We start from the raw sequence: 24,341 nt of genomic DNA on the forward strand, positions 1-24,341 counted from the left end.
CGCCGGGCTATCGATCATCAACATCAGCCCGGCGGCGGCTGGGCGGATTCGCCGCGCTTGATCCGCTTCAGCCAGCGCTGCTTGGCGTACTTGCGCAGGTTATGCACGTTGTCGGTCTCGTCGACGATATCCTGCCCCAGGATCGTCTCGATCACGTCTTCCATAGTGATCAGGCCCACCCAGTTGCCGTGGTCGTCGTAGACCACGCGCAGATGGTTGTGGTCCTTGAGCATCGCGGTGAAGACGTGTTCGACGCTATCGGCTTCGTCGACGATAGCCACCGGATGCATCACCGATTTCAGCGTCTCTCCGTCCTCGGCGTGGTAGGTATCCGCCTTATGCACGTAACCCAGCGCATCCTCGGCGCCATCCATGACCGGAAAGCGCGTGAACTGGGTCTTGCCGTAACGCTGATCGAACTCGGCCACGGTCATGTCCGGCGTTACCGTCTCGCACACCGTCCGCGGCGTCATCACGCTCTTCACCGGGATCTCGTGCAGGTTGAGAATGTTGGTAATAGTGCGTGTTTCGTCCGGGTCCAGCGCCTGCTCGTCGAGTCCGATACGCGCCAGCGCCTTGATCTCGCCGCGCATGTCGACATCGTTCTCGTTCTTGGCGATACGGTTGGTGATCATCTCGGAGAGCCAGATGAACGGCAGCAGCGTGCGTACCATGATGTTCAGGATGCGCGGCAGCAACGGCGCCAGCGCTCGCCAATAGGTCGCGCCAATGGTCTTGGGAATGATCTCCGAGAACACCAGGATGCCGAACGTCATCAGCGCCGAAGCGATCGCCACGTGGGCGTCACCAAAGACGATCGATACCTGCGCACCGACACCGGTGGCACCGACGGTATGCGCGATGGTGTTGAGCGTCAGAATCGCCGCCAGCGGGCGGTCGATATTGGACTTGAGCTTGTTGAGCTTGTCGTGGAGTTTGGGACGGGAGTCCTTGAGCTGCGCGATATAGCTTGGCGTCAGCGAGAGCAGCGCGGCTTCCAGCACCGAACAGACAAAGGAGAAACCGATCGAGAGAACGACGAATGCCGTCAGCAGAAACATGGGGGGTCGCTATGTGACTAATGAGGACTCTTTATCCTGACTTGGCGCGTTACTGTCAATGATCTGGAATGCATAAAGCCGCCAGCGCCGATCGATGCTGGCGGCGGCCAGCTTCAGTGACCGAACTTCTCGTTCTCGCCAATATTGGGCTGGTGGTCTTTCTTCACGTTGGCCTTGGCGAATTCGTAGAGCTGGAACGTCTTGCTCTCCCGCGACTGCCAGTGTTCGCCGAAATGGACGTCGATCTCCATCATGGTGAGATCCGGATCCTCCTTGCCGCCGGTAAACCAGGCTGCCACGAACGGGTTCCAGTATTTCTCGATCAGCTCGGGATCGTGATTGAGGCGTGCCGTACCTGACATCGAGACATAAATGCCGTCATCCTGGTCCGAAAAGGAAATACAGACATCCTGATCGGCCTGCGCCTCGAACGTCTTCTCCGCACTGCGTCGCGTATAGAACCAGAGCTTGCCGTCGTAGGCATCCTGCACCAGATGCATGGGGCGGGAACGCGGCACGCCATCGTCGAGGGTCACCAACATGCCGACCTTGATCTTCTCGATCAGCTTCCAGATCTTCTGCTTGTGTTCGGGACTGGACATCGTTGCCTCCTTGCCAAGGTTGCCCTGACCGGGCTCTCTCATCACGCCATCCGGACGTGAGCGTGTTGCGCTTTCTGGATCGCCGCTTTCTGGATCGCCTATGCGTCTTGCGATCACGACGACTCCTAGCAGCCTAGTCGCGGCTTTCCGGTCGGGCAAACCGCGGCTATTCGTCTCGAAGCCTGACGTTATACTGGTGGCGAACCGCGATTTCCGCGTCATTGCCATGCGCCGCCGAACAAGACGTTGACCATGCCCCCGACTCGCCCCTTTTCGCTCGATCACGCCCGCCTGCTGGACGAACTGGCGGCTACCGACAACCTGCTGATCATCCAGGATCTGGACGGCGTCTGCATGGGGCTGGTCGGCGACCCGTTGACCCGGCGCCTGGAACGCCGTTATCTCGATGCCGCGCGCCAGCTCGACGGCCACTTCTTCGTGTTGACCAACGGCGAGCATATCGGCTCGCGCGGGGTGAACGGCATCGTCGAGGCGCTGTTCGAGACGCCCGACCGAGCCGGCGAACAGGGTCGCTATCTGCCGGGCCTGGCGGCCGGCGGGGTGCAGTGGCAGGATCGCTTCGGCAGCGTCAGTCATCCCGGCGTCACCGATGCCGAACTGGCGTTCCTCGAGGCGTTCCCCGCTCAGGCCGAGGCTTTTCTCGATGCGCTGCTGTCCCGGCCGCCTTACGGCTTGCCGGCCGACGTGCGGCGCGACCTGATCGCCGCTGCGGTGCTCGACAACCTGGCGTCGCCGACACTCAACCTCAACGTCTTCTACCGCCATTGGCGGGACGCTCCCGCGCGCTATCGAGCGCTGCAGATCGCCGCTGCCGATTTCATGCGCGAACGCCTGGAAGCCGCCGGCCAGGCCGGCCTCGACGACGCCTTTTTCATCCACTACGCCCCCAATGCCGGGCGGGACGCGCAAGGCAACGAGCGCCTGCGGGAGAGCGTCGACGATGGCAGCAATGGCGGCAACGCCGGCACCACCGACTTCCAGCTGATGCTGCGTGGCGCCGTCAAGGAAGTCGGCGTGCTGGTCATCCTCAACCGCTACTACCATCGCCATACCGGTCACTACCCGCTGGGCGAGGCCTTCAACGCCCGGGAAGCGCCTCGTGACCACGCCGCACTGCTGCAGCTGGCTCGCGAGCATTTCGATCCCGCGTTGATGCCGCGTATCGTCGGCGTCGGGGATACCGTGACCTCGTTCATCCAGCCGGACGACCCGCAGGCCGAGCGCCAGCGCGGCGGCAGCGATCGCGGCTTCCTGACTCTGGTCCAGCAGCTGGGGGATGCATTCGACAGCGGCAACCGGGTGCTCTACGTCGACAGCAGCGGCGGCGAGGTGCGGCGCGCCGGGGTGGATATCGAGCGGCTGTCACGCCATGCCGAGAATCCGGATATCGATGTCTGGCCGGCACTGGAAGGGATCAGCGATGCCGACGATCCGCTGACGCTGGACGTAATCTTTCCCCACGGCCACAGCCAGTACATCGACTTCTTTTGTACGCTGACCGCACGCTGGGCAAGCACGGCTCCGCAGCCGGCGCCAAGCGGTTATGATGGCTGAACGGCGACACATGGCACCGACAAACAACACATCCACAAGGAGCATCGCATGTCCCTCGAAACACAATCCTACTCCGACGTAAGACTCTATATCGACGGCGAATGGCGCGAAGGCCAGGATGGTCGCCAGATCGATGTGATCAATCCCGCTACCGGCGAGGTGATCGGCCGGGTCGCGCATGCCGCCACCAGCGATCTCGACGCTGCCCTGGCCGCCGCCGAACGCGGCTTCCAGACCTGGCGCGCCACTTCCGCGTTCGAGCGCTACAAGATCATGCGCAAGGCGGCCGAGCTGCTGCGCGAACGCGCCGATGGCATCGCACGGCTGATGACCCAGGAACAGGGCAAGCCGCTGGCCGAGGCACGCGGTGAAACCCTGGCCGCCGCCGATACCATCGACTGGCTGGCGGAGGAAGGCCGCCGAACCTACGGGCGCATCGTGCCGGCCCGGGCAGCCGGCGTCGAGCAGCGTATCGTCCGCCAGCCGGTCGGCCCGGTCGCGGCCTTCACGCCGTGGAACTTCCCGATCAACCAGGTGGTTCGCAAGCTCTCCTCGGCGCTCGCCACCGGCTGTTCGATCATCGTCAAGGCGCCGGAAGAGACCCCCGCCTCTCCCGCCGAGCTGATTCGCGCCTTCGCCGATGCCGGCGTACCGGCCGGCGTCATCGGTCTGGTCTACGGCGTACCGTCGGAAATTTCCAGCTACCTGATTCCTCATCCGACGATCCGCAAGGTCACCTTCACCGGCTCCACCCCGGTCGGCAAACAACTGGCCGCCATGGCCGGCGAGCACATGAAGCTCGCGACCATGGAGCTGGGCGGCCATGCGCCGGCGCTGGTCTTCGACGATGCCGATGTCGAACAGGCCGCACGGCTTCTGGTCGGTTCGAAATTCCGCAATGCCGGTCAGGTCTGCGTCTCGCCGACCCGCTTCCTGATTCAACGCGGCGTGTTCGAAACTTTCCTCGAACGCTTCGTCGCTCTGGCCCGCGAGATCAAGGTCGGCAACGGACTCGACCCCGACGTGACCATGGGGCCGCTGGCCAACGAGCGCCGTCGTCCGGCACTGGAAGCCCTGATCGACGATGCCCGCAGCCAGGGCGCGACCGTCCAGCTCGGCGGCAAGGGCTCCGACGGCCCCGGTTATTTCTTCGAACCGACGGTACTGACCGGGCTGACGCCGCAGATGCGTGCCATGAACGAAGAACCGTTCGGCCCGCTGGCACTGCTGGTTCCGTTCGACGATCTGGAAGAGGCACTGGCCGAGGCCAACCGCCTGCCATTCGGGCTGGCCGCCTACGCTTTCACCGCCTCGTCGAAGACCGCCCAGGCGCTCAGCGACCGGCTGGAGGCGGGCATGCTGACCATCAACCATCTGGGCATCGCGCTGCCTGAACTTCCTTTCGGTGGCATCAAGGATTCCGGCTACGGTTCCGAAGGCGGCAGCGAAGCGCTGGAAGCCTATCTCACCACCAAGCTGGTCACCCATATGGGGTGATTGGCATGACGTGATGGGTAGGGTTTAAACGCAAAAAAGAGCGGGCTGCATGCGCAGCCCGCTCTTGTTTTTCCTGCAGGGTCGTCTCGTCGCCGGATCTAGCCCGCCAGTACCTGGTCGACCAGCGCCTTGGCCTCTTCCTGAATCCGCTTGAGATGCTCCTCGCCCTCGAAGCTTTCGGCGTAGATCTTGTAGACGTCCTCGGTGCCGGAGGGGCGCGCGGCGAACCAGCCGGCGTCGGTGACTACTTTCAAACCACCGATGGCGGCGCCGTTGCCAGGCGCTTCGGTCAGCTTGCGGGTAATCGGATGGCCGGCGAGCGTATCGGCGGTGACCTGTTCCGGCGAGAGCTTGCCGAGCTTGGCCTTCTGCTCGCGGTTGGCCGGCGCGTCCACGCGCTCGTAGACCGGCGCCCCGAAGCGCTCGGTGAGCGCCTGATAGCGCTCGCCCGGATCCTTGCCGGTCACGGCGGTGATCTCGGCGGCCAGCAGGCCGAGGATGATGCCGTCCTTGTCGGTGGACCAGGGCTTGCCGTCCCGCGTCAGGAACGAGGCGCCGGCGGATTCCTCGCCGCCGAAGCCGAGAGTGCCCTCGATCAGGCCATCGACGAACCACTTGAAGCCCACCGGCACCTCGACCACGTCCCGGCCCAGGCCTTCGGCGACGTAATCGATCATCGACGACGACACCAGCGTCTTGCCGATGGCGGCCTTGTCGCCCCAGTCCGGACGATGAGTGAAGAGATACTCGATGGCGACGGCCAGGTAGTGGTTGGGATTCAGAAGCCCGGTCGAGCGCGCGACGATGCCGTGGCGATCATGGTCGGTGTCGCAGGCAAACGAGACGTCGAAGCGATCCTTGTTCTCGATCAGCCCTGCCATGGCGTGAGGCGACGAGCAGTCCATGCGGATCTTGCCGTCCCAGTCGACGCGCATGAAGCGGAAGGTCGGGTCGACGGTGGTGGAGATCACTTCCAGCGGCAGATCGTAGCGCTTGGCGATACGCGGCCAGTAGTGCACCCCGGCGCCGCCCAGCGGATCGACGCCGAACTTGAGTCCGGAATCGCGAATCGCGGCCATGTCGATGACCTTGTCCAATCCGCTGACATAGCTGTCGATGAAATCGAAGCGCTGGGTGGTCGGCGCCTTCAGCGCTTCGGCGTAGCTGACGCGGCGAATGCCCTCGAGCCCGCCGGCGAGTAGCTCGTTGGCGCGCTCCTGAATCCACTTGGTGACATTGGTGTCGGCGGGGCCGCCGTTGGTGGGGTTGTACTTGAAGCCGCCATCCACCGGCGGGTTATGCGACGGCGTGATCACGATGCCGTCAGCCAGACCGCTGGTGCGCCCCTGGTTGTAGACCAGAATGGCGTTGGAGATTGCCGGCGTCGGCGTGTAACCGACCTCACCGCCGGTCTCCTCGCAGCCGGCGTCGATCCGCGTCTCGACGTCGTTGGCCGCCAGCACTTCCAGCGCGGAGACGAATGCCGGCTCGGACAGCGCATGCGTATCCATGCCGATGAACAACGGCCCATCGATCCCCTGGGCCTCGCGGTACTCGCAGATCGCCTGGGTCGTCGCCAGGATGTGCCACTCGTTGAAGCTCGTCTTCAGCGACGAGCCGCGATGGCCCGAAGTGCCGAAGGCGACCTGCTGGCCGGGATCGCTGGCGTCCGGGCGTTCGCTGTAATAGCGCGACACCAGACGCGGCAGATTGGCGAGACTGTGTTCATCGGGCAAGCGTCCTGCTTGGGGATCGATACTCATCGTCGGTTCCTTTCGATGGTCCTTGGGGCGGATTCCTTATAGCAGACCATCATCTCTGCCCGACAAGCAAGATGAGCTCGCCCATCCTCCCGACCGATACCCCGGCACCGCCGGCCGGGCTGCCGATGCTTTCACGTTTTACTGACAGGTTGCCGCTATGGCGTCGCGATCGACCGACGCCTCCGGCCGCGTCCTGACCGCCACCAGGATCAGCGCCGCAGCGGCCAGCAGCAGTGTGCCGGCCGTCGCACAGACGCCCAGGACCCCGCTGATATCGAACATGACGCCGCCGACGGCAGCGCCCAGCGCGATCGCCAGCTGGATCGAGGCCACGATGAGGCCGCCGCCGCTTTCGGCTTCGTCCGGGACGACACGGGTGATCCAGGTCGACCAGGCGACCGGCACCGCGCCGAAGGCGAAGCCCCATACCGCTACCATGATGGCGTCGGTACCCATCGAGAAACCGCCCAGGGTCGCCAGCATCCAGCCCAGCACGCCCATGACCAGCGGCATCAGCAGCAGCGTCAGCCGCAGGCTGCGCTCGAGCAAAAATCCCGCAGCCAGTGTGCCGACGAAGTTCGCCACGCCGAAGGCCAGCAGCGTCGAGGAGAGTTGGTTGATCCCCATCCCCGAGACGCCTTCGAGGAACGGACGTACGTAGGTGAAGAAAGCGAAGTGACCGCAGAACACCAGCACGATGGCGACGATGCCCGCGCCCATGCCCGGCCGCTTGAGAACGCTGACCAGGGTACCGAGCGGTGTCGGGCGCTCGGGCGTCATCCGCGGCAAGGTGACATACTGCAGTACCAGCGTCGCCACCGAGAGCGCCGTCGCCAGCAGGAAAACGTTGCGCCAGCCGATCACATCGCCGAGATAGCTGCCCAGTGCCGCGGCGCTGATGGTGGCGATGGGCACGCCGGTGAAGATCACGGACAGCGCGCGCGGCACGTCATGCTCGGCCACCAGCCGCATGACCGTCGCGGTCGAGAGCGCCCAGAACCCACCCAATGCCACGCCGAGCAATACCCGCCCGAGCAGTAGCCAGGCCAGATGCGGCGCGAACGCCACCGTCAGGTTGGCGGCGATCATCAGTACGGAGAACGCCAGCAGCACATGTCGGCGATCGAGCCGCTGGGTCACTGCCGTCACCAGCAATCCTGAAAGCAGTGCCACGATCGCCGTTACGGTAACGGCCTGCCCGGCCTGCCCGGCCTGCCCTTCGCTGATCGCGAGCGACTCCGCCATCGGCGTCAGCAGGCTGGCCGGCAAAAATTCCGCCATCACCAGGCTGAACACGCCCATCGTCAGCGAGAATACGGCGATCCAGCGCGAGGGCTCTGGCACCGTCTGAGTCGAGTGTCGAGGTTCTTGCATCGTCATTTCGAGATTTCCGATCAAGACTTGGGATGGCGCCTAGACTAAAGTAGTATCGCAAGACCCTCTATCACTAAAGCTCCGGCATGTTTGACCAAAAGTCCGAAAATGCAGCTCGGCATTCGTCGAACGCTTCCGCCGCTCGCTGTCGCCGCCAGACTCTGGCGCGACTGGCTCATGGGTCTGGGCCGAGGATCGCCCTCGAGGCTTCCGCCCGTGCCGGCCGGCACTCGAAGAGACGGCACTCGAAGAGACTGGGCGCCGGCCGATCCTCTGCCTAGACTGGGATACCGCCCGCAATGACGGAGCCCGATCATGAAGATTTTCTCTCGCTACTCCCGCCGTATCGAGCACGACGACACCATTTATCTGCCCGCTGACGTGGCGGTCGAATTACCGTCCGGTTCCGAAGCACCCGCCAAGCACCAGGACAGCTACAGCGATGAGCGCTTCTGGCGCAAGCTGACCCGCTTCGGCAAGCGCGCCGGGCGCGCGGTGGCGCTGAAGGCGCTCCAGCTCTATTTCGTGCTCAAGCGACCCGATGTTCCGCTCTGGGCGAAGTCGACGATCATCGGGGCGCTGGGCTATTTCATCTCGCCGCTGGATGCGATCCCCGACTTCGTCGCCGGTGTCGGCTATACCGATGACGCCAGCGTACTGGCCGCCGCGCTGGTGGCCGTATCGATCTATATCGACGAGGACATCAAGCGCCAGGCGGAGTCCGCGCTGGCACGCTGGTGGCCGGAGGACAACGGGAACTGAAGCCGGCGTCGCCCAAGCCTTTCGCTTTACCGGTTTTTTTGTACACAAAAACGCTCTAGAGTAGTTCGACAAAGGTAGACAACAACAACGGACTCTGGAGTATTCGATGAATCAGGACACCACCGCGGCAAGCCGTCATTCCAAGGAAGAATGCCGCCTTCACGTCAACGAAAACGATAGTCGGCTACGCGATATCGACTACTTCCCACCGCTCCGAAAGGCGGTTCCACTTGGTATACAACATGTGCTGGCGATGTTCGTCAGCAATGCCGCCGTGCCGCTGATCATCGCTGGCGCGGCGGGCCTTTCAGGGGCGGATACCGTCTTCCTGGTACAGATGGCGATGTTCGTGGCGGGGATCGCCACCCTGGTCCAGACGCTGGGGATCGGGCCGCTGGGCGCGCGTCTGCCGATCGTCATGGGCACCAGCTTCGGCTTCGTGCCGGTGATGATTCCGATCGCTGCCAGCCAAGGGCTGCCGGCGGTCTTCGGCGGCGCACTGATCGGCGGGTTGGCAATGGCAGTGGTGGGCGTCTTCTACAAGCGTTTGAGCGTGTTCTTCCCGCCCGTGGTTTCGGGCACCTTCGTGCTGCTGATCGGCATCCTGCTGTTGCCGGTGGGCTTCGCCTATGTCGGCGGCGGCGTCGGTGCCGAGGACTTCGGGGCACCGCATCATCTGTTGCTGGCCGCGCTGGTCTTCATCGTCACCGTGGCGTTTCATCAGTTCTGTCGCGGATTTCTCTCCGAGGCCGCCGTGCTGATCGGCATCCTCGTCGGCTGTGCGGTAGCCGCGCCGCTCGGCCTGCTCGACTTTTCCAAGGTCGCCGATGCCAGCTGGTTCCAGTTGCCGGTCCCCTTCGAGATCGGGCTGAGTTTCGATCCGGCGGCGATTCTGGCGATCACGCTGATGGCGGTAGTGACCTGCGCCGAGTCGATCGGCGACATTTCCGGTACGGCGATTGGCGGCGCCGAGCGCGAGGCCACGCCGCGAGAGCTGTCCGGTGGCGTGATGGCCGACGGTCTTTCCAGCAGTTTCGCGGCACTGTTCGGTGCCTTCCCGCAGATCAGCTTCAGCCAGAACGTCGGGCTGGTTGCCCTGACCGGTGTCGCCAGCCGTTTCGTGGTCGCCATTGGCGGCGGCTTCCTGGTGCTGGCGGGGCTGATTCCCAAGCTCGGCGCGGTGGTTTCGGCGATTCCCGCCGCGGTGCTGGGCGGCGCAGTGATCATCATGTTCGGGATGATCGCCAGCGCGGGGGTGAAGATGCTTTCCCATGCCGCGTTCAACAAGCGCAACATGCTGATCGTCGGCGTCTCGCTGGCCGTCGCCATCGGCTTGCCGGCCCAGAGCGGGCTCTACGCGGGCGCGCCCGATCAGATCGGCGTATTGCTGGAATCCGGCTTGATCCCCGGCGCGCTGGTATCGATCGTGCTCAACCTGATCCTGCCAAAGGCCGCTGACGAATCGGCAAAGGCGGATGATCCGGCATTCTGAGCGCCCATGACCAACGGATTCGATCGGGGACAAGGACAAGCCGTCGCCGGTCGGTCTACGCTGGATGAGAGTTGGCTAATTCGGCAGCAAGGAGCATGCCATGGGCATTTACTGCCTGACCTTCGACAGACCGCTGGGAAGAATGGATAGCCATCGCCTGGAGTCGATGCTCGGACGGTTCGAATCCATCCCGCTGTTTCGCACGACCTGGCTGATCGAGTCGACCGATCCGATCGAGTTTCTGCGTTCGCGGTTGAACCGGGCGTTCGGCAAGCAGCCCCGCTTTTTCATCACCCGGCTGAGCGAGCCCTGGTGTACGGACGGGATCGGGCCGGTGGGCAAGTGGCTGAGCGACCCGAAGCGCCAGTGGTAGACGCTCAGCCCTTGGCCGCATCCTGCACGCCCTGGACATCCTTCTCCAGCTTGCAACGCACCAACGCGGCCATCAGCCTGGGGTAATCCTCGCGGGATACCTTGTCGGCCAGCTTGTCGGCGTTGGCCTTGAGCCCCAGTTTCTCGGCCGCGGAGAGCGCGGCCTTGTCAGCATAGGGGTAGCATTCGTCCCACACCAACTGGATCTCGCGCAGAAAGATATCGGCACCGGTGCCGCCGATTCCCTTGAAGGCCTTGAGCCGTTTCCGCAACGCCTTGGGGCTACCTCCCGCCGCCTCGCGCAACTTGCGCAGATCGCCACCGTAGGTCTCCAGCAGTGCGGCGTTCATGTCCGCCAGCTGCGTGGCGGTCTTTTCGTCGACGCGTGCGTAACCGGACTCGTTGAGTACCCGCGCTCGGGTTTCCCAGTCGCTCGCCTGCAGTTTCTGCGGCGTCGTCCAGCCGGCCCCGGCCATCGCCCTGGCGCCACGCATCGCCAGCTCGGCACTGATCGGCGCACTGGTCAGCAGCGAATAGCAGAGCAGACGAAACAGTGGCGACGGCGTGTTCTTGCGCAGGTCGATCCCCAGTTCGCTGGCGAAGGTGCGTCCATGACGCTGCATCAGTGCCGCGATGATCCGTTTTTGACTGGCCATGATGACTCCCGAGAGCGATGACGGCATTTCAATGGTGATGGAACTTCAACATGGCATCGCCGGGCCAACTGTCAAATCGGCAGGGACCACCACGACGAATGACGGAAACGCGCGCCCCGCCGGCCTTGAGATCGACCGCGCGCCGCCGCATATTATTCCCCCGCCACGGCACACGCCCGTTCGCCAGTCTTCAACACCGGAGTCCCATGTCTTTCGATACCACTGCCCACAATCGCCGGATGACCTACTTCGACGATCACGAATCGGTATGGCTATTTGGTTACGGTTCGCTGATCTGGAAGGCGGATTTCGACTACCTAGAACGCCGCCCGGCCTCGATTCGCGGCTGGACGCGGCGCTTCTGGCAAGGCTCCCACGATCATCGCGGCACGCCGGAAGCGCCGGGGCGGGTGGTGACGCTTACGCCGGATGCCGATGCAATCTGCCACGGCATGGCCTATCGCATCTCTCCCCGCGTGTTCGAACCGCTGGATATCCGCGAGAAGAACGGGTATCTGCGCGTCATTACCGAGATGAAGTTCGAGGACGCGCCCTCGGGTCATGCCAGCCGTGCCGAGGGCGTGGTGTACCTGGCGGGAGAGGACAACGCTGCCTATCTCGGCCCGGCCTCGGAAGCCGAGATCGCGCGCCAGATCGCGGCGTCTCACGGCCCGAGCGGCCCCAACCGCGACTACCTGCTCAACCTGGCTGCCGCGTTGCGCGAGCTGGGATTCGAGGACGCCCATGTCTTCGCCCTGGAGCGCGCCCTGCTCGCGGGTTGATCCGTGAGTTCGCCCGCTTCTCACGGGCAGCGCTTTGCCTTGTCAGTGGCCGCCGCCGGACCGGAGCTTCTTGATCAGTTGCACCACGCCGAGCACCACCGCTCCCGCCAGCAGGCCGCAAGCGAAGTTGAGCAGCATGGGCGTCAGCGGCTGGATGATCGCGCCCACGCCGGGAATATCGGCCGGCACTTCGGCGAGGTTCTCGATGGCATGGTGAATGAAGGGCACGCCATGCGTCAGGATGCTGCCGCCGACCAGGAACATCGCGATGGTGCCGACGATCGACAGCAGCTTCATCAGATAGGGCGCCGCCCACAGAATCCCGCGACCGATCGACTGGGCGAAGCTCGCCGAGCGTTCGGTGAGATAGACGCCGAGATCGTCGAGCTTGACGATGCCGGCCACCAGGCCGTAGACCGCCGCGGTAATGGCGACGGCGATGATCGCCAGGACCACGACCTGCTGGGTGAAACTGGCGCTGGCCACCGTGCCCAGCGTAATGGCGATGATTTCCGCCGAGAGGATGAAGTCGGTCCGCACGGCGCCCTTGATCTTATCCTTCTCGAACGCCAGCCGCTCCTCCTTCGTCTTCAGCTTCGCGGCGGCGCGGACATCTTCCTTGCTCGCCTCGGCGCCACCGTGCAGAAACTTGTGGGCCAGTTTTTCCGCGCCCTCGTAACAGAGAAACGCGCCGCCCAGCATCAGCAGCGGGGTGATCAGCCAGGGAGCGATCACGCTGATCAGAAGCGCCGCCGGCACCAGAATCAGCTTGTTGCGCAGCGACCCTTTCGCCACAGCCCACACGATTGGCAGCTCGCGGCTGGCGCGAACGCCGGTGACCTGTTGGGCGTTGAGCGCCAGATCGTCACCCAGCACGCCCGCCGTCTTCTTGGCGGCCACCTTGGTCATGAGGGAAACGTCGTCGAGCAACGTGGCGATATCGTCGAGTAGTGTCAGTAGACTGCCTGCGGCCACGAAGAGTCCTCTATCGGTGAATCAGGAATGCGCCAAGCGTAGCGGAAATCCTCACGATGGCGTGACGACTTTCGCCAGCGCCTGCTTCAAGGGCGCCGTCGACTCCGGCCGGACACAGCGAGCGACCTCCTCGCCGTCACGCAGAAAGACCAGCGTCGGCCAGAGCTTGACTCGAAAGGCCCGCCCCAGCGGCCGGCCCTTGCCATCCTCGATCCTGAAGTACGGTAGCTCCTGCGCGCCTTCGAACGCTTCGGCGATCAGCGGCTGGGCCGCCTGACACCACGGACACCAGGGCGCGCCGAATTCGATCACGGCGGGCCCGGCGATGTCGTACAGCGCCTCCCGGGCGGGTTCGTCGGTCGTGTACTGGCTCGTCATGGCATCCTCCTGGGAACCGGTTTCTCGCAATATTGAGCGCAAGTTCGCTATGTCGAACACAAGCTCGCCGTGTTGAATACAAGATAGTCGCAAATGACAAAACCCTCGCCGATGACAAGGGTTTCATGCCGATATTCGGGAAGAAGCAGGAAAGCGGAATAGGCTTATCGGGGTTGGATCAGGGGCTGGATAGCCCTCGAATGTCAATCGATGTCGATCGGTTTCAAACCTCGGGAGAAGGCTTGCCAGCGTTCGACGTAATGCGCTGCCGAGGCCTTCAGCCCCTCGATTGCCTTGTCGTCCAGTGTGCGCACCGCCTTTGCCGGCGCGCCGACGATCAGCGAATTGTCGGGGAAAGACTTGCCTTCGGTCACCAGCGCGTTGGCGCCGACCAGGCAATTATTGCCGATCTGCGCGCCATTGAGCACGGTCGCCCCCATACCGATCAGCGTGTTGTCGCCCAGGGTACAGCCATGGAGAATCGCGTGGTGGCCGATGGTACAGCCACGGCCGACGCGCAGCACGAAGCCGGGATCGGTGTGCAGCATGCAGCCTTCCTGGATATTGCTGCCTTCGCCGATCAGGATCCGGTCATTGTCGCCCCGGATCACCACGTTGAACCAGACGCCCACGTCCTCTCCCAGTTCGACCTGCCCGATGACGTGAGCGCTAGGCGCGACCCAGTAGCGCCCCTTGTCCGGCAGATTCGGCACTGCATCGAAATAGGCATAGACAGGCATGGGCATGACTCCGGCTGAAAGGTGACATCATCCTCGCCTGCGGCCGCATCGGCTGCCAGCCGACTTTAGGCCCAGAGAATCTGCCTTATAGCGACACACGTCATATCCTGCGCAAACGAAAAGCCCCGATATCGTGTCGACATCGGGACTTTGTCGTCATTCGGGTACTTCATCGCGGCATTCAGAATCCAGGGATATTCAGGCCGACTCGTCGTCCTGCTTGTCCTCGCTGACCACGGAGGAATTGACGCTGGTGCCGCTGTAGGAACTCTGGTGCTGGCTGGCTTCGCTCTCCGCAGCCATGGAAAACGGCAACACGGCGGAGACGACGATGGCGGCCAACATCGAAAACAATTTATTGAACGCTTTCATGACCACTCCTTCGGTAATGGACTCCCTGCGACGTTTTGTCGCGACGCCTAATTAGCATGCTAAACGAATATCCCCTCGTCAAGCACAGAATAGTCGTAGCGTCTCTGGCCTCGTCGTTCCCCGATGGTCGGTCAGCGCTCGACCCAGGACTCGATGCCCAACGCCTGGGGCAGAGCGCGAAGCTGCTGCGTCAACTCGCGAGCATCCGCCGAATGGCAGCCACTGTCATGCTCGAGGGTCGCCGTTTCTCCGTCGCGATTCGTCCACGTCACGGTGTAATGGGGCAGATCCGTCGCGCGCGGGCCGCAGTCCGGCGTGGCGGTCGTCGTCCCCATCGCCGGCTGCCACGGGGCGAGCCGCCTCTCGACCAGCGTGAATCGCTCGGGATCGTTGATGCGAACACGCTCGCCCGCGACGGCCGTGAACCGCTCCCCGGTGAATCGGGTCGTGCCATCCTCGCTGATATCGACGCCGTAAACCGGGCACATGCCGTGACAGGGGCCGAGCTGGTAACGAATATTGGTCACGGCCTGACCACTGCGGGCCGGATGGCTACCTGCCGTTTCGCCGTCCGGCAGTGTTCGCGACTGGGTGCATCCGGCAACCAGCAGAATCGTGATCGCCGTCATCAGATAGCGTGCCGCTTGTCGTGTCATGGCGTTTTCCTCGACGTTTCGATGATGTGAAGCCCGATCAACATGCTCCGGCTGGCGCCAGCATTCGACGAGGCAATGCGGGCGTTCGGTGCCGTCTCCGGGTCCGCCAGCGTCCAGCCGTCTGGATCCGTCTTCATCCCGCGCTCCTTTCAATGTTGTAAAAATTCCGTAATTCAACAATAGATTATTGATTGATAAGATAAAAAAGGAGTTCACACCGCGCTCGTCGCCAAACCGGGGCCGTCATAATCATGGCACTAACGCCACGACCTCATTAAACTGTCGTCCTAGTCGCGTTCGCGCCTGTCCGTATCCATCAGACAGAGAACCTTCATGAAATTGCGTCACGGCATGACATTCTGTTCCAGCCTGCAGACCCAGCCTGGAGCCGAATCCGGCGACACCCAAAACGTCGACGTCGTCCTCATCGGCGGCGGCACCATGAGTGCCACCCTGGGAACCCTGCTCCAGTCACTGCAGCCCGATTGGACCATCCACCTCTACGAGCGTCTGGACAAGGCAGCCGAAGAGAGCTCCAACGTCTGGAACAACGCCGGCACCGGCCACTCGGCCTTCGCCGAGATGAATTACACCTCGCCTCAGCCCGATGGCAGCGTGGACATTCAACGTGCCGTCAAGATTACCGAGCAGTTCGAGGTGTCGCGTCAGTTCTGGGCGAGCCAGGTTCGCGAAGGCGTACTGGCCAATCCGCGCTCCTTCATCAATACCGTACCGCATCTGAGCTTCGTCTGGAGCGGCGAGCGCGTCTCGTTCTTGAAGACCCGCTTCGAGGCGATGCGCCAGAACCCGCTCTACGCCGGCATGGAATATTCCGAGGATCCCCAGAAGATCGCGGAGTGGATACCGCTGGTCATGACCGGGCGCGATACCAGCGAGCCCGTGGCCGCGACGCGGATGCCGATCGGCACCGAGGTCAATTTCGGCGAGATTACTCGCCAGATGATGAACGCGCTGGCCCGCCGCGATAACTTCCATCTGTCCGTCAATACCCAGGTGCAGGACCTGGAGCGCAACGTGGACGGCACCTGGAAAGTCACCGTGGCCAACACCAGCGACGGTGGTAACGAGCGCACCGTCAATGCCCGCTTCGTGTTCATCGGCGCGGGCGGTGCGGCGCTGCGCCTGCTGCAGAAATCCGGCATTCCGGAAGCCCGGCAGTACGGTGGTTTTCCGGTCGGTGGTCAGTTCCTCTTCACTACCAATCCGGAAGTCGTCGCCAAGCACGACGCCAAGGTCTACGGTCTGGCGCCCGCCGGTTCGCCGCCGATGTCGGTACCGCATATCGACAAGCGCATTCTCGACGGCACTCCGGCGATCATGTTCGGGCCGTTCGCCACCTTCTCGAGCAAGTTTCTCAAGAACGGTTCCTGGACCGACCTGATGCGCTCGATCACGCCCAACAATCTGTGGCCGATGACCAAGGTCGGCATCAACAACATGGATCTGGTGCGGTATCTGATCAGCCAGCTGCGCATGTCCGAAAGCGGCCAGTTCAAGGAGCTTCAGCACTACTATCCACAAGCCAACCGTGAAGACTGGAAGCTGTGGACCGCCGGCCAGCGGGTGCAGACGATCAAGGACATCGAAGGCAAGGGTGGCACGCTCCAGTTCGGCACCGAACTGGTCAGCGGCGCGGAAGGTTCCATCGCCGCGCTGCTGGGCGCCTCGCCTGGCGCCTCGACGGCACCCTCGATCATGCTGACGCTGCTCGAGAAAGTCTTCCCCGAACAGGTGGCCAGCGACGAATGGCAGGCCAAGCTGAAGGCGATGATACCCTCCTACGGCAAGGCACTGGCCGACAATCCTCAGTTGCTCTACGACGTGCGCGCCATGTCACGTGAGCTGCTGGAGCTGAGCGAGCCGGACCTGACCACGACCCCCGCCTCGACCTCGGAGCCGGAAATCAGCGGCAGCTGATATGGATCGCGTCTCCGGCAGCGACGACCGCCCGCCTCGGCCAAGCCGAGGCGGGCGGTTTGCGTTGGCAGACCTGAGTTTCCGTTGCGGGCGGGCTCGCCCCCACAACGTCCCGAGACTAGCTATTCCATGGCGCTGCTGGCGTCGATCACATTCAGCTTCGACAGCATCTCGTAGGCCGCCTTCACTCGCGCGTCGTTGGGATAGTTCCGGTTGGCCAGCATGACCAATCCGACCTGCTTGCCGGGCACGAGGACCACGTAGCCGCCGAAGCCATTGGTGGAGCCGGTCTTGTTGATCCAGACATCGCTGCGCGGCGCTTGCGGTGGTTGAATCGCCTCGGCCGCGTTGGGCTTCAGGATCATGTCGTAGCCGTTGCCCGCCAGCAGCGTATCGAGCGAGACCGGCAGCGGGTACTGCTCCCAGATCAGATCCTGGGTCATGTCGCCGACCTGGAAATAACCCTGGCGCGTAGCATCAATCGCTCGCTGCAGATCGTCATCGATCTCGAGCAGACCGAGGTTGGCCTGCACCAATCGGGCCAGATCGCCGGCGGTCGTCTTGATGCCGTAGGCCTCGTCATCGAGCACGCCGGGCGCCACGCGAATGGGCTCGCCCTGCTTGTCCTCGCCCATGGCGTAATGCGCCATCTGCGCCTCGGGGACATCGTAGAAGGTGTGCGCCAACCCGAGCGGCTCCAGCACGCGAGCCTGCATCGCCGGCCCGAATGCCTGATCGAGACTGGCGGCGGCTTCCAGGCCCAACAGCCCGATGCCCAGGTTGGAGTAGGTGCGGCTTTCGCCGATCGGCTCGGTCGGCTGCCACTGACGATACCAGGCCATCAGCGAGTCGCGGTCCGTCACCTCGTCGGGCACGAACAGCGGCAGCCCGCCGGTGGTGTGCGTGCCCAGGTTGCGCCCGCTGGTCTCGTCGAAGGCGCTGCCCTCGAGCTCGGGCAGATAACGGCTGACCGGCGCGTCCAGGTCGAGCTTGCCTTGGACGGCGGCGAGCGAAGCCAGTGTCGCGGTAAAGGTCTTGCTGATGGAGCCGAGCTCGAACAGGGTGTCATCGTCGACCGGTGTGCTGCCATCGCGGTCGGCGACGCCGTAATTCAGGATCTGCGTCCCCTGCGGGCGAATCACCGCCACCGCCATGCCGGGAATGCTCTGCTGGCGCATCAGCGACTCGATGACCGGATCGACGGCTTCCCGGATATCCGCTCCGTCGCTCTGTGCCGATACGGCGGCCGACGAACCCAGCAGCAACAATGACACCCCTAGCACGATTCCTTTCATGACGATTTCGATCCTCGGCACTGTGCGCCGACGGGCATCGTCGGGCGCAAAAAACGGTGCCGCCCATCATGCGCGAAAAGGCCATGAACCGGAACCGCCAGCCTGCTAAAGCGACACCCTCCACGGCCTGCGCGCTGGCTGTTCAGTGCACCACGTTGCGGATGAAGCGCAGCCGACCCGGCCCTTCATTGCGGTAGCGGTAGGACTGGTCGCTGGGATAGACATGGAAGTCGCCGGCCTCGATCGTCACGCAGCGATCGTCCAGCTCCAGGGTCAGCGTGCCCTCGATCACCACCAGCATCTCGTGCCAGCCGGTGTCGTCGGCGGCCGACTCGTAGACCTCCCCCGGCTCCATTGACCAGGACCACAGCTCGACCTCCTGCCGCGCCGGCTTGCTCGCCAGCAGCCGGGCATGACTCTCGGGGAAACGTCCCACCCAGGCGACTTCGTCGATGCGCGCCGAATCCTCGCTGCCCGGCGGCTGGACCAGCGCATAGAACAGCACGCCCAGCGCTTCAGCGAGGCGATCCAGCGTGCTCAGGCTGACGTTGACATCGCCCTTCTCGATATTGACCAGCATGCGCCGACTCACGCCGGCCTGATCCGCCAGCGCCTGCTGGCTCAGCCCCGCGGCCTGACGCAGGCGCCGGACGTTGGCCGCCACATGAACCAGCACGTCGGGGCGCTCGCTAGACTTGTGCAATATATTGCCCATCCGTACAATTGCGGCTCTCGTCGAATGCCCCTCGACCGCCGGTTCGGCGAGTGGCAACGTCTGGCGAGCCATCATGCCGCAGACCTCAGGAGGTGTCATGTCAGTCGCCATGCGTGAATTCGTGGCCAGAGCCTGGCCGGTGGCCATGCTGATCGTGGCGATGTGTTCGATCCAGACCGGCGCGTCCATCGCCAAATCGCTGTTTCCGGTCATCGGCGCCACCGGCACGACCTCGATTCGCCTGATTCTCGCTGCGCTGATCCTGCTGATCGTGATGCGGCCTTGGCGCCAGCCACTGAGCCGCCGCGCCTGGAAGTCGACGCTCGTCTATGGCGTCGCGCTCGGCATCATGAACCTGCTGTTCTACCAGGCGCTGCAGACGGTGCCGCTGGGGATCGCGGTGGCGCTGGAGTTTACCGGGCCGCTCACCGTGGCGCTGCTCTCCTCGCGACGCTGGCTGGACCTGCTGTGGGTGGCATTCGCCGTGTTCGGCCTGGCGTGTCTCCTGCTGCTGGGCGATGACAGCAACGGCCCGGTCGACCCTTACGGCGCGGCCTGCGCGCTGGGAGCCGGCGTCTGCTGGGCGCTCTACATCCTGTTCGGCCAGAAGGCGGGCTCGATCAACGGGGCCCAGAGCGCCACGCTGGGCATCACCATCGCGGCGATAGTGATCGCCCCCGTCGGCCTGATCGACGTCGGCCCGGCGATTTTCGCCCCGGAAGTCCTCCCGCTGGCATTCGCCGTCGCCGTGCTCTCCACGGCCCTGCCCTACACGCTCGAAATGGTGGCGCTGCCGCGCCTGCCGACCCAGACTTTCGGCACGCTGATGAGCCTGGAGCCGGCGATCGGCGCGCTCTCCGGCCTGCTGTTCCTGAGCCAGCTCCTGAGCGGCCTGCAGTGGCTGGCCATCGGCCTGATCATCGTCGCCTCGATCGGCACCACGCTGACGGTGCGCCGACGCGATACCTTCGAGACCCCGGCCCCGGACTGAGGCGCCTCGGGAGCTGGCTCGAAGGTTTAGCTGCACGAACGTTCCAGACAAGCATCGCTCGTGCTGGCATGCTGACGGATCGAGACGGCATACCGCATCGACCGTGGGGCGGGAGGCAGCATGACATCGACGAACTGGATCGACCTGCAACAGGATGGCGATACGGGCATCGAGACGATCCGCGCCCATTTCGAGGGCCATGCCTACGATCCGCACTGGCACGACAGCTACCTGGTCGGCTTCACCGAACAGGGCGTGCAGCAGTTCCACTGCCGACACTCGCGACACGACAGCACGCCGGGCCGCCTCTTCTTTGTCGAGCCGGGGGAGATCCATGATGGACACGCACCGGCCAGCGGCGGCTTCACCTACTCCATGCTCTACATCGATGCGGCCTGGCTGCAACGCGAACTGCGCCAGTTCGGTACGCCAGGCCTCGCCTCGGGGGAGCCGGGCTTTACCACGACCCTGGTCGACGACGCGCCATTGATCGCCGCCGTCGCCCATGCCTTTACCACGCTGCGCGAGCCGGGCACGCGGCTGCAGCGCGACGCTGCGCTCGACACCCTGCTGCAGGGCATGCTTCCGCATCTGGGCTGGCGCCGGCGACGCCGGGACGACGACCCGCGCCTGCCCCGCGTGGCGCGACGTGCCCAAGCGTATCTGCACGCCCATTGTGACAGCGATATCGGTCTGCAGACGCTCGCCGAAGAGTGCGGCGTCGACCGTTTCCGCCTGACCCGCGCCTTCAAGGCTGCCTTCGGCCTGGCGCCCCATGCCTATCTGATCCAGCTGCGCTTGAGTCTCGCCCGCCAGCGTCTCGCCACCGGCGAGTCACCCGCCATCGTGGCCAGCCAACTGGGGTTCGCCGACCAGAGCCATCTGGGCCGCTGGTTTCGCCGCGCCTACGGTTTGACGCCGGCCGACTATCGCCGTCGTTGCCGGCCATCGCGCTGACAATGGCTCACGGGATCGAGTCGTTCAGCCCGCTCGTGCCGCACGGCTGCTCAAACCTTCCAGACGCCAACGCCCGCCGACGTCATAGTGACGCTCCCGCCTTTCGAGGAGTTGTCATGTCGTCCTGGTTGCCCTTCACCCTTTTCGCCTTCGTCGCCTCGATCACGCCGGGGCCGACCAACCTGTTGATCCTGACGCAAGGCGCGCGCCGGGGCTGGCAGCGCGCACTACCCGCGGTATTCGGCGCCAGCCTGGCGGCCGCGATGATCGTGCTGGTCGTCGGCGGCGGCCTGGCGCAGACCCTGCTTGCCTACCCTCTCATTCGCCAAGTCATGGCAATCGCCGGGGTCGCCTGGCTGAGCTGGCTAGCCTGGAAGCTCTATCGCAGCCCGCCACCGACGCTGGAGAGCGAGGCATCTGGCCGGGCACCGCATTTCGGTGCCCTGCAGGCCGCCGGCTTGCAACTGGTCAACCCCAAGACCTGGATGATGGCGTTCTCGGTCGTCGGCGTGTTCACCGATGGCACCACCAGCACGATACATATTGCCGTGTTGGCGCTCATCTTCGGCGGCATCGCCGTGCCTTGTCTGGCGTGCTGGGCGCTGATGGGCAGCGGCGTCGGCCGGCTGTTTCGCACCTCGCGTCAGTGGCAATGGTTCAACCGGGGGCTGGCTTTTCTGCTGTTGAGCGTGGCGTGGTGGAGCGTATCGATACCGGGCTGAAACAGATCGCCGACAGCGCAACGCCACGATCAGGCATCCAGGCCCAGCCGCCGACAGTAGGCGCAAGCGTCGGCACGAAGCGCATCACAGCGCGCCTCCAGCTCCCGGCGCGACGCCTGGTCGGCCAGTGCTTCCAGGTTGGCCTCCACGCCGATCACCAACGCCTCCAGGGCCGCCCTGAGCATCGTGGCGCCGGCCAGGGTATCGCTGCGCATCGCCTTGGATGTCAGAGGCAACGCCTCGACCGCCAGCGCCAGCCCGTCACGACACCGCTCGGCGGCAGCCAGCGGAATCCGGATCGAGGCGTCGCGGGCCTCGCGCAGCGCCGAATCACGCCGGCTCGCCTCGGCATCGGTATCGTGCGGCAGATGCTGCGCGTCGAGATAGCCGGCAAACGCCGCGGCATCGTCATCCACGGCGCTGGCCAACGCTTTATGAAGCGCATCGCCCTCGGCGACCCGCTGGCGGTGAAGGTCGCGGTCGGATTCGCCGCGATGCAACCGTACTCCCTTGAGGATCAACGATAATCCCAGGCATCCATTCAGCGCCGCAGCGGCGCCACAGCCCGGGGTGGAGCGCGTTTCGACGGCGTGCTGAAAATCGGCAAGCGAGCTCTGCCAGAGCGAAGACGAGGTCGACATGGGGACTCCCGGAGATGATCGATGTCTCAGCATAGACGCCGCCACGCGAAGCATGGCAAATCCAGAGGAGGTGAATGCGAGCCGGGAGAGCGCGGGTGGAGCGGTAGCAGATGACGAGGAAGCGGACGGAGAGATAGCAGCAGAAAAAGAGAGAGGGGAAGGCACCATGGCGAAACAGCCCGAGACCGAAATTGCCTCAAGCCGCTTGGCGATAGTGCCCTCCCCGAGGCGCACGCCCCTTGCGCGAATAGCTGCCTTTGCCTTTCTTGGGCTTCTGTTGCTGCTGACGGAATTGAGGCGAGCGCAACGCCGCCTTGAGCGCGTTGTCCCGGATGGGATGCGGTTTCATATCGGCTCCTGAATAGCGGGAGAATGTCGAAGTATCAGACACGACACGACCGCATGGTCATGCGGCCGTGGCAGGAAGGTATGGGCCGGGAAGCGGCGCTTCAACCCACTTGGACGAACAGATGCTCGTAGACGACCGTGATGCCGATGGCGATCAGCACCACGCCACCCGCGATTTCGGCGCGCTTGCCGATCAGCGAGCCGATCGCACGGCCAAGCATGATGCCGATGGTAACCATCAGCGTCGTCGCCAGCCCGATCGCTACCGCCGCCACCACGATATTCACGTCGGCGAACGCCAGCGTCACTCCCACCGCCATGGCATCGATACTGGTCGCCAGGGCCGTGACGGCGAGCAGCCAGACCGACTTTCGCTCCGGCGCCTGCTCGTCGTTCGCCTCTGGCTCGACGGGCTTGAACCCCTCCCAGATCATGTGGGTACCGAGCGCGCCCAGCAGCACGAACGCGATCCAGTGATCCCACTCGGAGACGAAGCGAGTCGCCGCCAGCCCGATGGCCCAGCCAATGACCGGTGTGATCGCTTCGACCGTGCCGAAGATGACGCCGATACGAAGCGCTTCGGGGAAGCGAGTACGTCTGAGAGCAGCACCCTTGCCGATCGACGCGGCAAACGCATCGGTCGACATGGCAAAGGCGAGTATGACGAGAGAAGCAGGGTTCATGATTTTATCCAGCCGGTGGTATCACCACGACATCCACCGTGCCCGACTCTGCACCGCGAATGTCCATGGTCTCGCCAACCGGATCCGGCGTTCGTGCCACGGCATCGCCGAGCATGTTGACACGAACATCACCGCCGAGGTCTGGTCGGCGGTGATCGGCTACTCCCCAAGGAGGGTTCAGACTATAGACGCCTGCCCGCCAGATATCAATAAATGATTGAATTTAAAGAAAAAATTCACCCTGGTTAATTCGTGTCGTTGACGTTAATCAAGTTAACGCGGGTTGGACTTTGATCGCCGGGTTGCCAACTCGACAGTTCTGGCTCGCCGATGCGCAACCGGACGACCGCGAGCCATGGTCTTGGGATGCTGCGATGGCCGTCTCGGTGCCGACTCACTCCTCGTTCGTCAACGTGCCGGCGATCCATCGCTGCAGGTTGTCGGTCGTGGCCGCTTCCGGATCGTAAAGCAGCCGATAAGTCATCGGCGCGATGATGCCGTCGATGAGCCGTGCCACCGAGGGCGCGCCTTCACCGCGCACCAGGGCCCGCTCTCGCAGCGTGCCCATGAGCGACTCGCCGTAGCGATAGCAACGCTCCCGGCGCCCGCCGTCGGCGCTGGCCATGACGTCGTTGAGCGCGCGCTGCCCCGGCACCGAGGTCATCTCCTCGAGATACTGCTCGCCCCAGGCCTGCAGGTCGCCGGCCAGCGTACCGGTATCCACGGGGTCGTCGTCGGGGCGCATCCGCTCCAGCGAGACATCGGCAACCAGCTCCGAAAGGTTGCCCCAGCGGCGATAGATCGTCGATGGCGTGACACCGGCTCGCTCCGCGATTCGGGGCACCGTCAGTTCGTCGCGTGGCGTCACGGCCTGCAGTTCGCGAACGGCCTGGTGAACGGCTTCCTGCACCCGGGCGCTGCGGCCGCCCGGTCTGACGGCTTCTTTGATCGGCATGACTATCCACTACACGAAAGAACTATACGAAAGGACTCT

General features: G+C 64.1%; 28 protein-coding genes. 11 read left to right on the plus strand and 17 right to left on the minus strand.

The window, feature by feature from the left end; genetic code table 11:
* Positions 1–23: 23 nt before the first annotated feature.
* Positions 24–1,061, minus strand: coding sequence for a CNNM domain-containing protein (locus BC443_RS05780; protein ID WP_071230890.1), 1,038 nt, complete (start codon positions 1,059–1,061; stop codon positions 24–26).
* Between the two features lie 113 nt (positions 1,062–1,174).
* Positions 1,175–1,663, minus strand: a complete 489-nt coding sequence (locus BC443_RS05785; RefSeq protein ID WP_071230891.1) for a pyridoxamine 5'-phosphate oxidase family protein — start codon at positions 1,661–1,663, stop codon at positions 1,175–1,177.
* A 252-nt stretch (positions 1,664–1,915) separates the two neighbouring features.
* Between BC443_RS05785 and stpA the strand changes: the two genes are divergently transcribed.
* Positions 1,916–3,238 carry a glucosylglycerol 3-phosphatase gene (gene stpA / locus BC443_RS05790; RefSeq protein ID WP_071230892.1) on the plus strand — a complete coding sequence of 441 codons (1,323 nt, stop codon included), beginning with the start codon at positions 1,916–1,918 and terminating at the stop codon, positions 3,236–3,238.
* Positions 3,239–3,286: 48 nt separating this feature from the next.
* A complete protein-coding gene (locus BC443_RS05795) occupies positions 3,287–4,735 on the plus strand; it encodes an NAD-dependent succinate-semialdehyde dehydrogenase (protein ID WP_071230893.1) in 1,449 nt (482 codons plus the stop codon).
* A gap of 98 nt (positions 4,736–4,833) precedes the next feature.
* Here BC443_RS05795 and pgm read toward each other — a convergent pair whose 3' ends face one another.
* Entirely contained in the window at positions 4,834–6,498 is a 1,665-nt protein-coding gene (gene pgm, locus BC443_RS05800) for a phosphoglucomutase (alpha-D-glucose-1,6-bisphosphate-dependent) (RefSeq protein ID WP_071230894.1), read from the minus strand.
* Positions 6,499–6,636: 138 nt separating this feature from the next.
* Entirely contained in the window at positions 6,637–7,872 is a 1,236-nt protein-coding gene (locus BC443_RS05805; RefSeq protein WP_139284244.1) for an MFS transporter, read from the minus strand.
* 315 nt (positions 7,873–8,187) lie between these two features.
* On the opposite strand from BC443_RS05805, the gene BC443_RS05810 reads away from it, so the two are divergent.
* From BC443_RS05810 to BC443_RS05820, 3 genes are all read left to right on the plus strand, one after another.
* On the plus strand, positions 8,188–8,634 hold the full coding sequence (locus BC443_RS05810; protein ID WP_083387237.1) for a YkvA family protein: 447 nt from the start codon (positions 8,188–8,190) through the stop codon (positions 8,632–8,634).
* Between the two features lie 106 nt (positions 8,635–8,740).
* On the plus strand, positions 8,741–10,126 hold the full coding sequence (locus tag BC443_RS05815; RefSeq protein ID WP_083387238.1) for a nucleobase:cation symporter-2 family protein: 1,386 nt from the start codon (positions 8,741–8,743) through the stop codon (positions 10,124–10,126).
* A gap of 100 nt (positions 10,127–10,226) precedes the next feature.
* Positions 10,227–10,499, plus strand: a complete 273-nt coding sequence (locus BC443_RS05820; RefSeq protein ID WP_071230896.1) for a hypothetical protein — start codon at positions 10,227–10,229, stop codon at positions 10,497–10,499.
* Between the two features lie 4 nt (positions 10,500–10,503).
* Here BC443_RS05820 and BC443_RS05825 read toward each other — a convergent pair whose 3' ends face one another.
* On the minus strand, positions 10,504–11,154 hold the full coding sequence (locus BC443_RS05825; protein WP_071230897.1) for a hypothetical protein: 651 nt from the start codon (positions 11,152–11,154) through the stop codon (positions 10,504–10,506).
* 206 nt (positions 11,155–11,360) lie between these two features.
* Between BC443_RS05825 and BC443_RS05830 the strand changes: the two genes are divergently transcribed.
* Positions 11,361–11,936, plus strand: coding sequence for a gamma-glutamylcyclotransferase (locus tag BC443_RS05830; protein WP_071230898.1), 576 nt, complete (start codon positions 11,361–11,363; stop codon positions 11,934–11,936).
* Between the two features lie 42 nt (positions 11,937–11,978).
* Here BC443_RS05830 and BC443_RS05835 read toward each other — a convergent pair whose 3' ends face one another.
* From BC443_RS05835 to BC443_RS18780, 6 genes are all read right to left on the minus strand, one after another.
* Positions 11,979–12,911, minus strand: a complete 933-nt coding sequence (locus BC443_RS05835) for a DUF808 domain-containing protein (protein ID WP_071230899.1) — start codon at positions 12,909–12,911, stop codon at positions 11,979–11,981.
* A 51-nt stretch (positions 12,912–12,962) separates the two neighbouring features.
* Positions 12,963–13,289: a thioredoxin family protein gene (locus tag BC443_RS05840; protein WP_071230900.1), complete on the minus strand. Its 327-nt coding sequence runs from the start codon at positions 13,287–13,289 to the stop codon at positions 12,963–12,965.
* Positions 13,290–13,492: 203 nt separating this feature from the next.
* Positions 13,493–14,029 carry a gamma carbonic anhydrase family protein gene (locus BC443_RS05845; protein ID WP_071230901.1) on the minus strand — a complete coding sequence of 179 codons (537 nt, stop codon included), beginning with the start codon at positions 14,027–14,029 and terminating at the stop codon, positions 13,493–13,495.
* 198 nt (positions 14,030–14,227) lie between these two features.
* Entirely contained in the window at positions 14,228–14,401 is a 174-nt protein-coding gene (locus tag BC443_RS18775; protein WP_157957066.1) for a hypothetical protein, read from the minus strand.
* 131 nt (positions 14,402–14,532) lie between these two features.
* The gene (locus tag BC443_RS05850; protein WP_071230902.1) at positions 14,533–15,057 is read right to left on the minus strand and encodes a DUF6438 domain-containing protein; all 525 of its coding nucleotides are present in this window, start codon (positions 15,055–15,057) and stop codon (positions 14,533–14,535) included.
* Complete coding sequence (locus tag BC443_RS18780) at positions 15,054–15,194, minus strand: hypothetical protein (RefSeq protein WP_170835850.1); 141 nt, start codon at positions 15,192–15,194, stop codon at positions 15,054–15,056. Before BC443_RS18780 ends, BC443_RS05850 begins: the two co-directional genes overlap by 4 nt.
* A 196-nt stretch (positions 15,195–15,390) precedes the next feature.
* Here BC443_RS18780 and mqo point away from each other — a divergent pair, with 196 nt between their 5' ends.
* Positions 15,391–16,995: a malate dehydrogenase (quinone) gene (mqo, locus tag BC443_RS05855; protein ID WP_071230903.1), complete on the plus strand. Its 1,605-nt coding sequence runs from the start codon at positions 15,391–15,393 to the stop codon at positions 16,993–16,995.
* Between the two features lie 122 nt (positions 16,996–17,117).
* Here mqo and ampC read toward each other — a convergent pair whose 3' ends face one another.
* Together ampC and BC443_RS05865 are read right to left on the minus strand one after the other, a co-directional pair.
* Positions 17,118–18,290 (minus strand): class C beta-lactamase, encoded by a 1,173-nt coding sequence (gene ampC, locus BC443_RS05860; protein WP_071230904.1) that lies wholly within the window; start codon positions 18,288–18,290, stop codon positions 17,118–17,120.
* A 142-nt stretch (positions 18,291–18,432) separates the two neighbouring features.
* Positions 18,433–19,104, minus strand: a complete 672-nt coding sequence (locus tag BC443_RS05865) for an XRE family transcriptional regulator (RefSeq protein WP_247643230.1) — start codon at positions 19,102–19,104, stop codon at positions 18,433–18,435.
* Between BC443_RS05865 and rhtA the strand changes: the two genes are divergently transcribed.
* The 3 genes from rhtA to BC443_RS05880 all read left to right on the plus strand — a co-directional run bounded on the left by rhtA (position 19,103) and on the right by BC443_RS05880 (position 21,675).
* Positions 19,103–19,996, plus strand: a complete 894-nt coding sequence (gene rhtA / locus BC443_RS05870) for a threonine/homoserine exporter RhtA (RefSeq protein WP_071230906.1) — start codon at positions 19,103–19,105, stop codon at positions 19,994–19,996. The two genes, BC443_RS05865 and rhtA, sit on opposite strands and share 2 nt — an antisense overlap.
* A 120-nt stretch (positions 19,997–20,116) precedes the next feature.
* Positions 20,117–20,953, plus strand: coding sequence for an AraC family transcriptional regulator (locus BC443_RS05875; protein WP_071230907.1), 837 nt, complete (start codon positions 20,117–20,119; stop codon positions 20,951–20,953).
* A 116-nt stretch (positions 20,954–21,069) separates the two neighbouring features.
* Positions 21,070–21,675: a LysE family translocator gene (locus tag BC443_RS05880; protein WP_071230908.1), complete on the plus strand. Its 606-nt coding sequence runs from the start codon at positions 21,070–21,072 to the stop codon at positions 21,673–21,675.
* A 29-nt stretch (positions 21,676–21,704) separates the two neighbouring features.
* Here BC443_RS05880 and BC443_RS05885 read toward each other — a convergent pair whose 3' ends face one another.
* The 3 genes from BC443_RS05885 to mntP all read right to left on the minus strand — a co-directional run bounded on the left by BC443_RS05885 (position 21,705) and on the right by mntP (position 23,347).
* Complete coding sequence (locus BC443_RS05885) at positions 21,705–22,316, minus strand: cyclodeaminase/cyclohydrolase family protein (protein WP_071230909.1); 612 nt, start codon at positions 22,314–22,316, stop codon at positions 21,705–21,707.
* Positions 22,317–22,512: 196 nt separating this feature from the next.
* The gene (arfA, locus tag BC443_RS18130) at positions 22,513–22,665 is read right to left on the minus strand and encodes an alternative ribosome rescue factor ArfA (RefSeq protein WP_083387240.1); all 153 of its coding nucleotides are present in this window, start codon (positions 22,663–22,665) and stop codon (positions 22,513–22,515) included.
* Between the two features lie 100 nt (positions 22,666–22,765).
* Entirely contained in the window at positions 22,766–23,347 is a 582-nt protein-coding gene (mntP, locus tag BC443_RS05895) for a manganese efflux pump MntP (RefSeq protein ID WP_071230911.1), read from the minus strand.
* Here mntP and BC443_RS18475 point away from each other — a divergent pair.
* Positions 23,346–23,564, plus strand: a complete 219-nt coding sequence (locus BC443_RS18475) for a hypothetical protein (protein WP_110633982.1) — start codon at positions 23,346–23,348, stop codon at positions 23,562–23,564. The two genes, mntP and BC443_RS18475, sit on opposite strands and share 2 nt — an antisense overlap.
* Positions 23,565–23,741: 177 nt before the next feature.
* Here the strand turns inward: BC443_RS18475 and BC443_RS05900 are convergent, their stop codons facing one another.
* Complete coding sequence (locus BC443_RS05900; protein ID WP_071230912.1) at positions 23,742–24,302, minus strand: TetR/AcrR family transcriptional regulator; 561 nt, start codon at positions 24,300–24,302, stop codon at positions 23,742–23,744.
* Positions 24,303–24,341: the final 39 nt, after the last annotated feature.

Origin of the sequence: Salinicola sp. MIT1003 (assembly GCF_001858555.1) — a bacterium.
GTDB lineage: Bacteria > Pseudomonadota > Gammaproteobacteria > Pseudomonadales > Halomonadaceae > Salinicola > Salinicola salarius.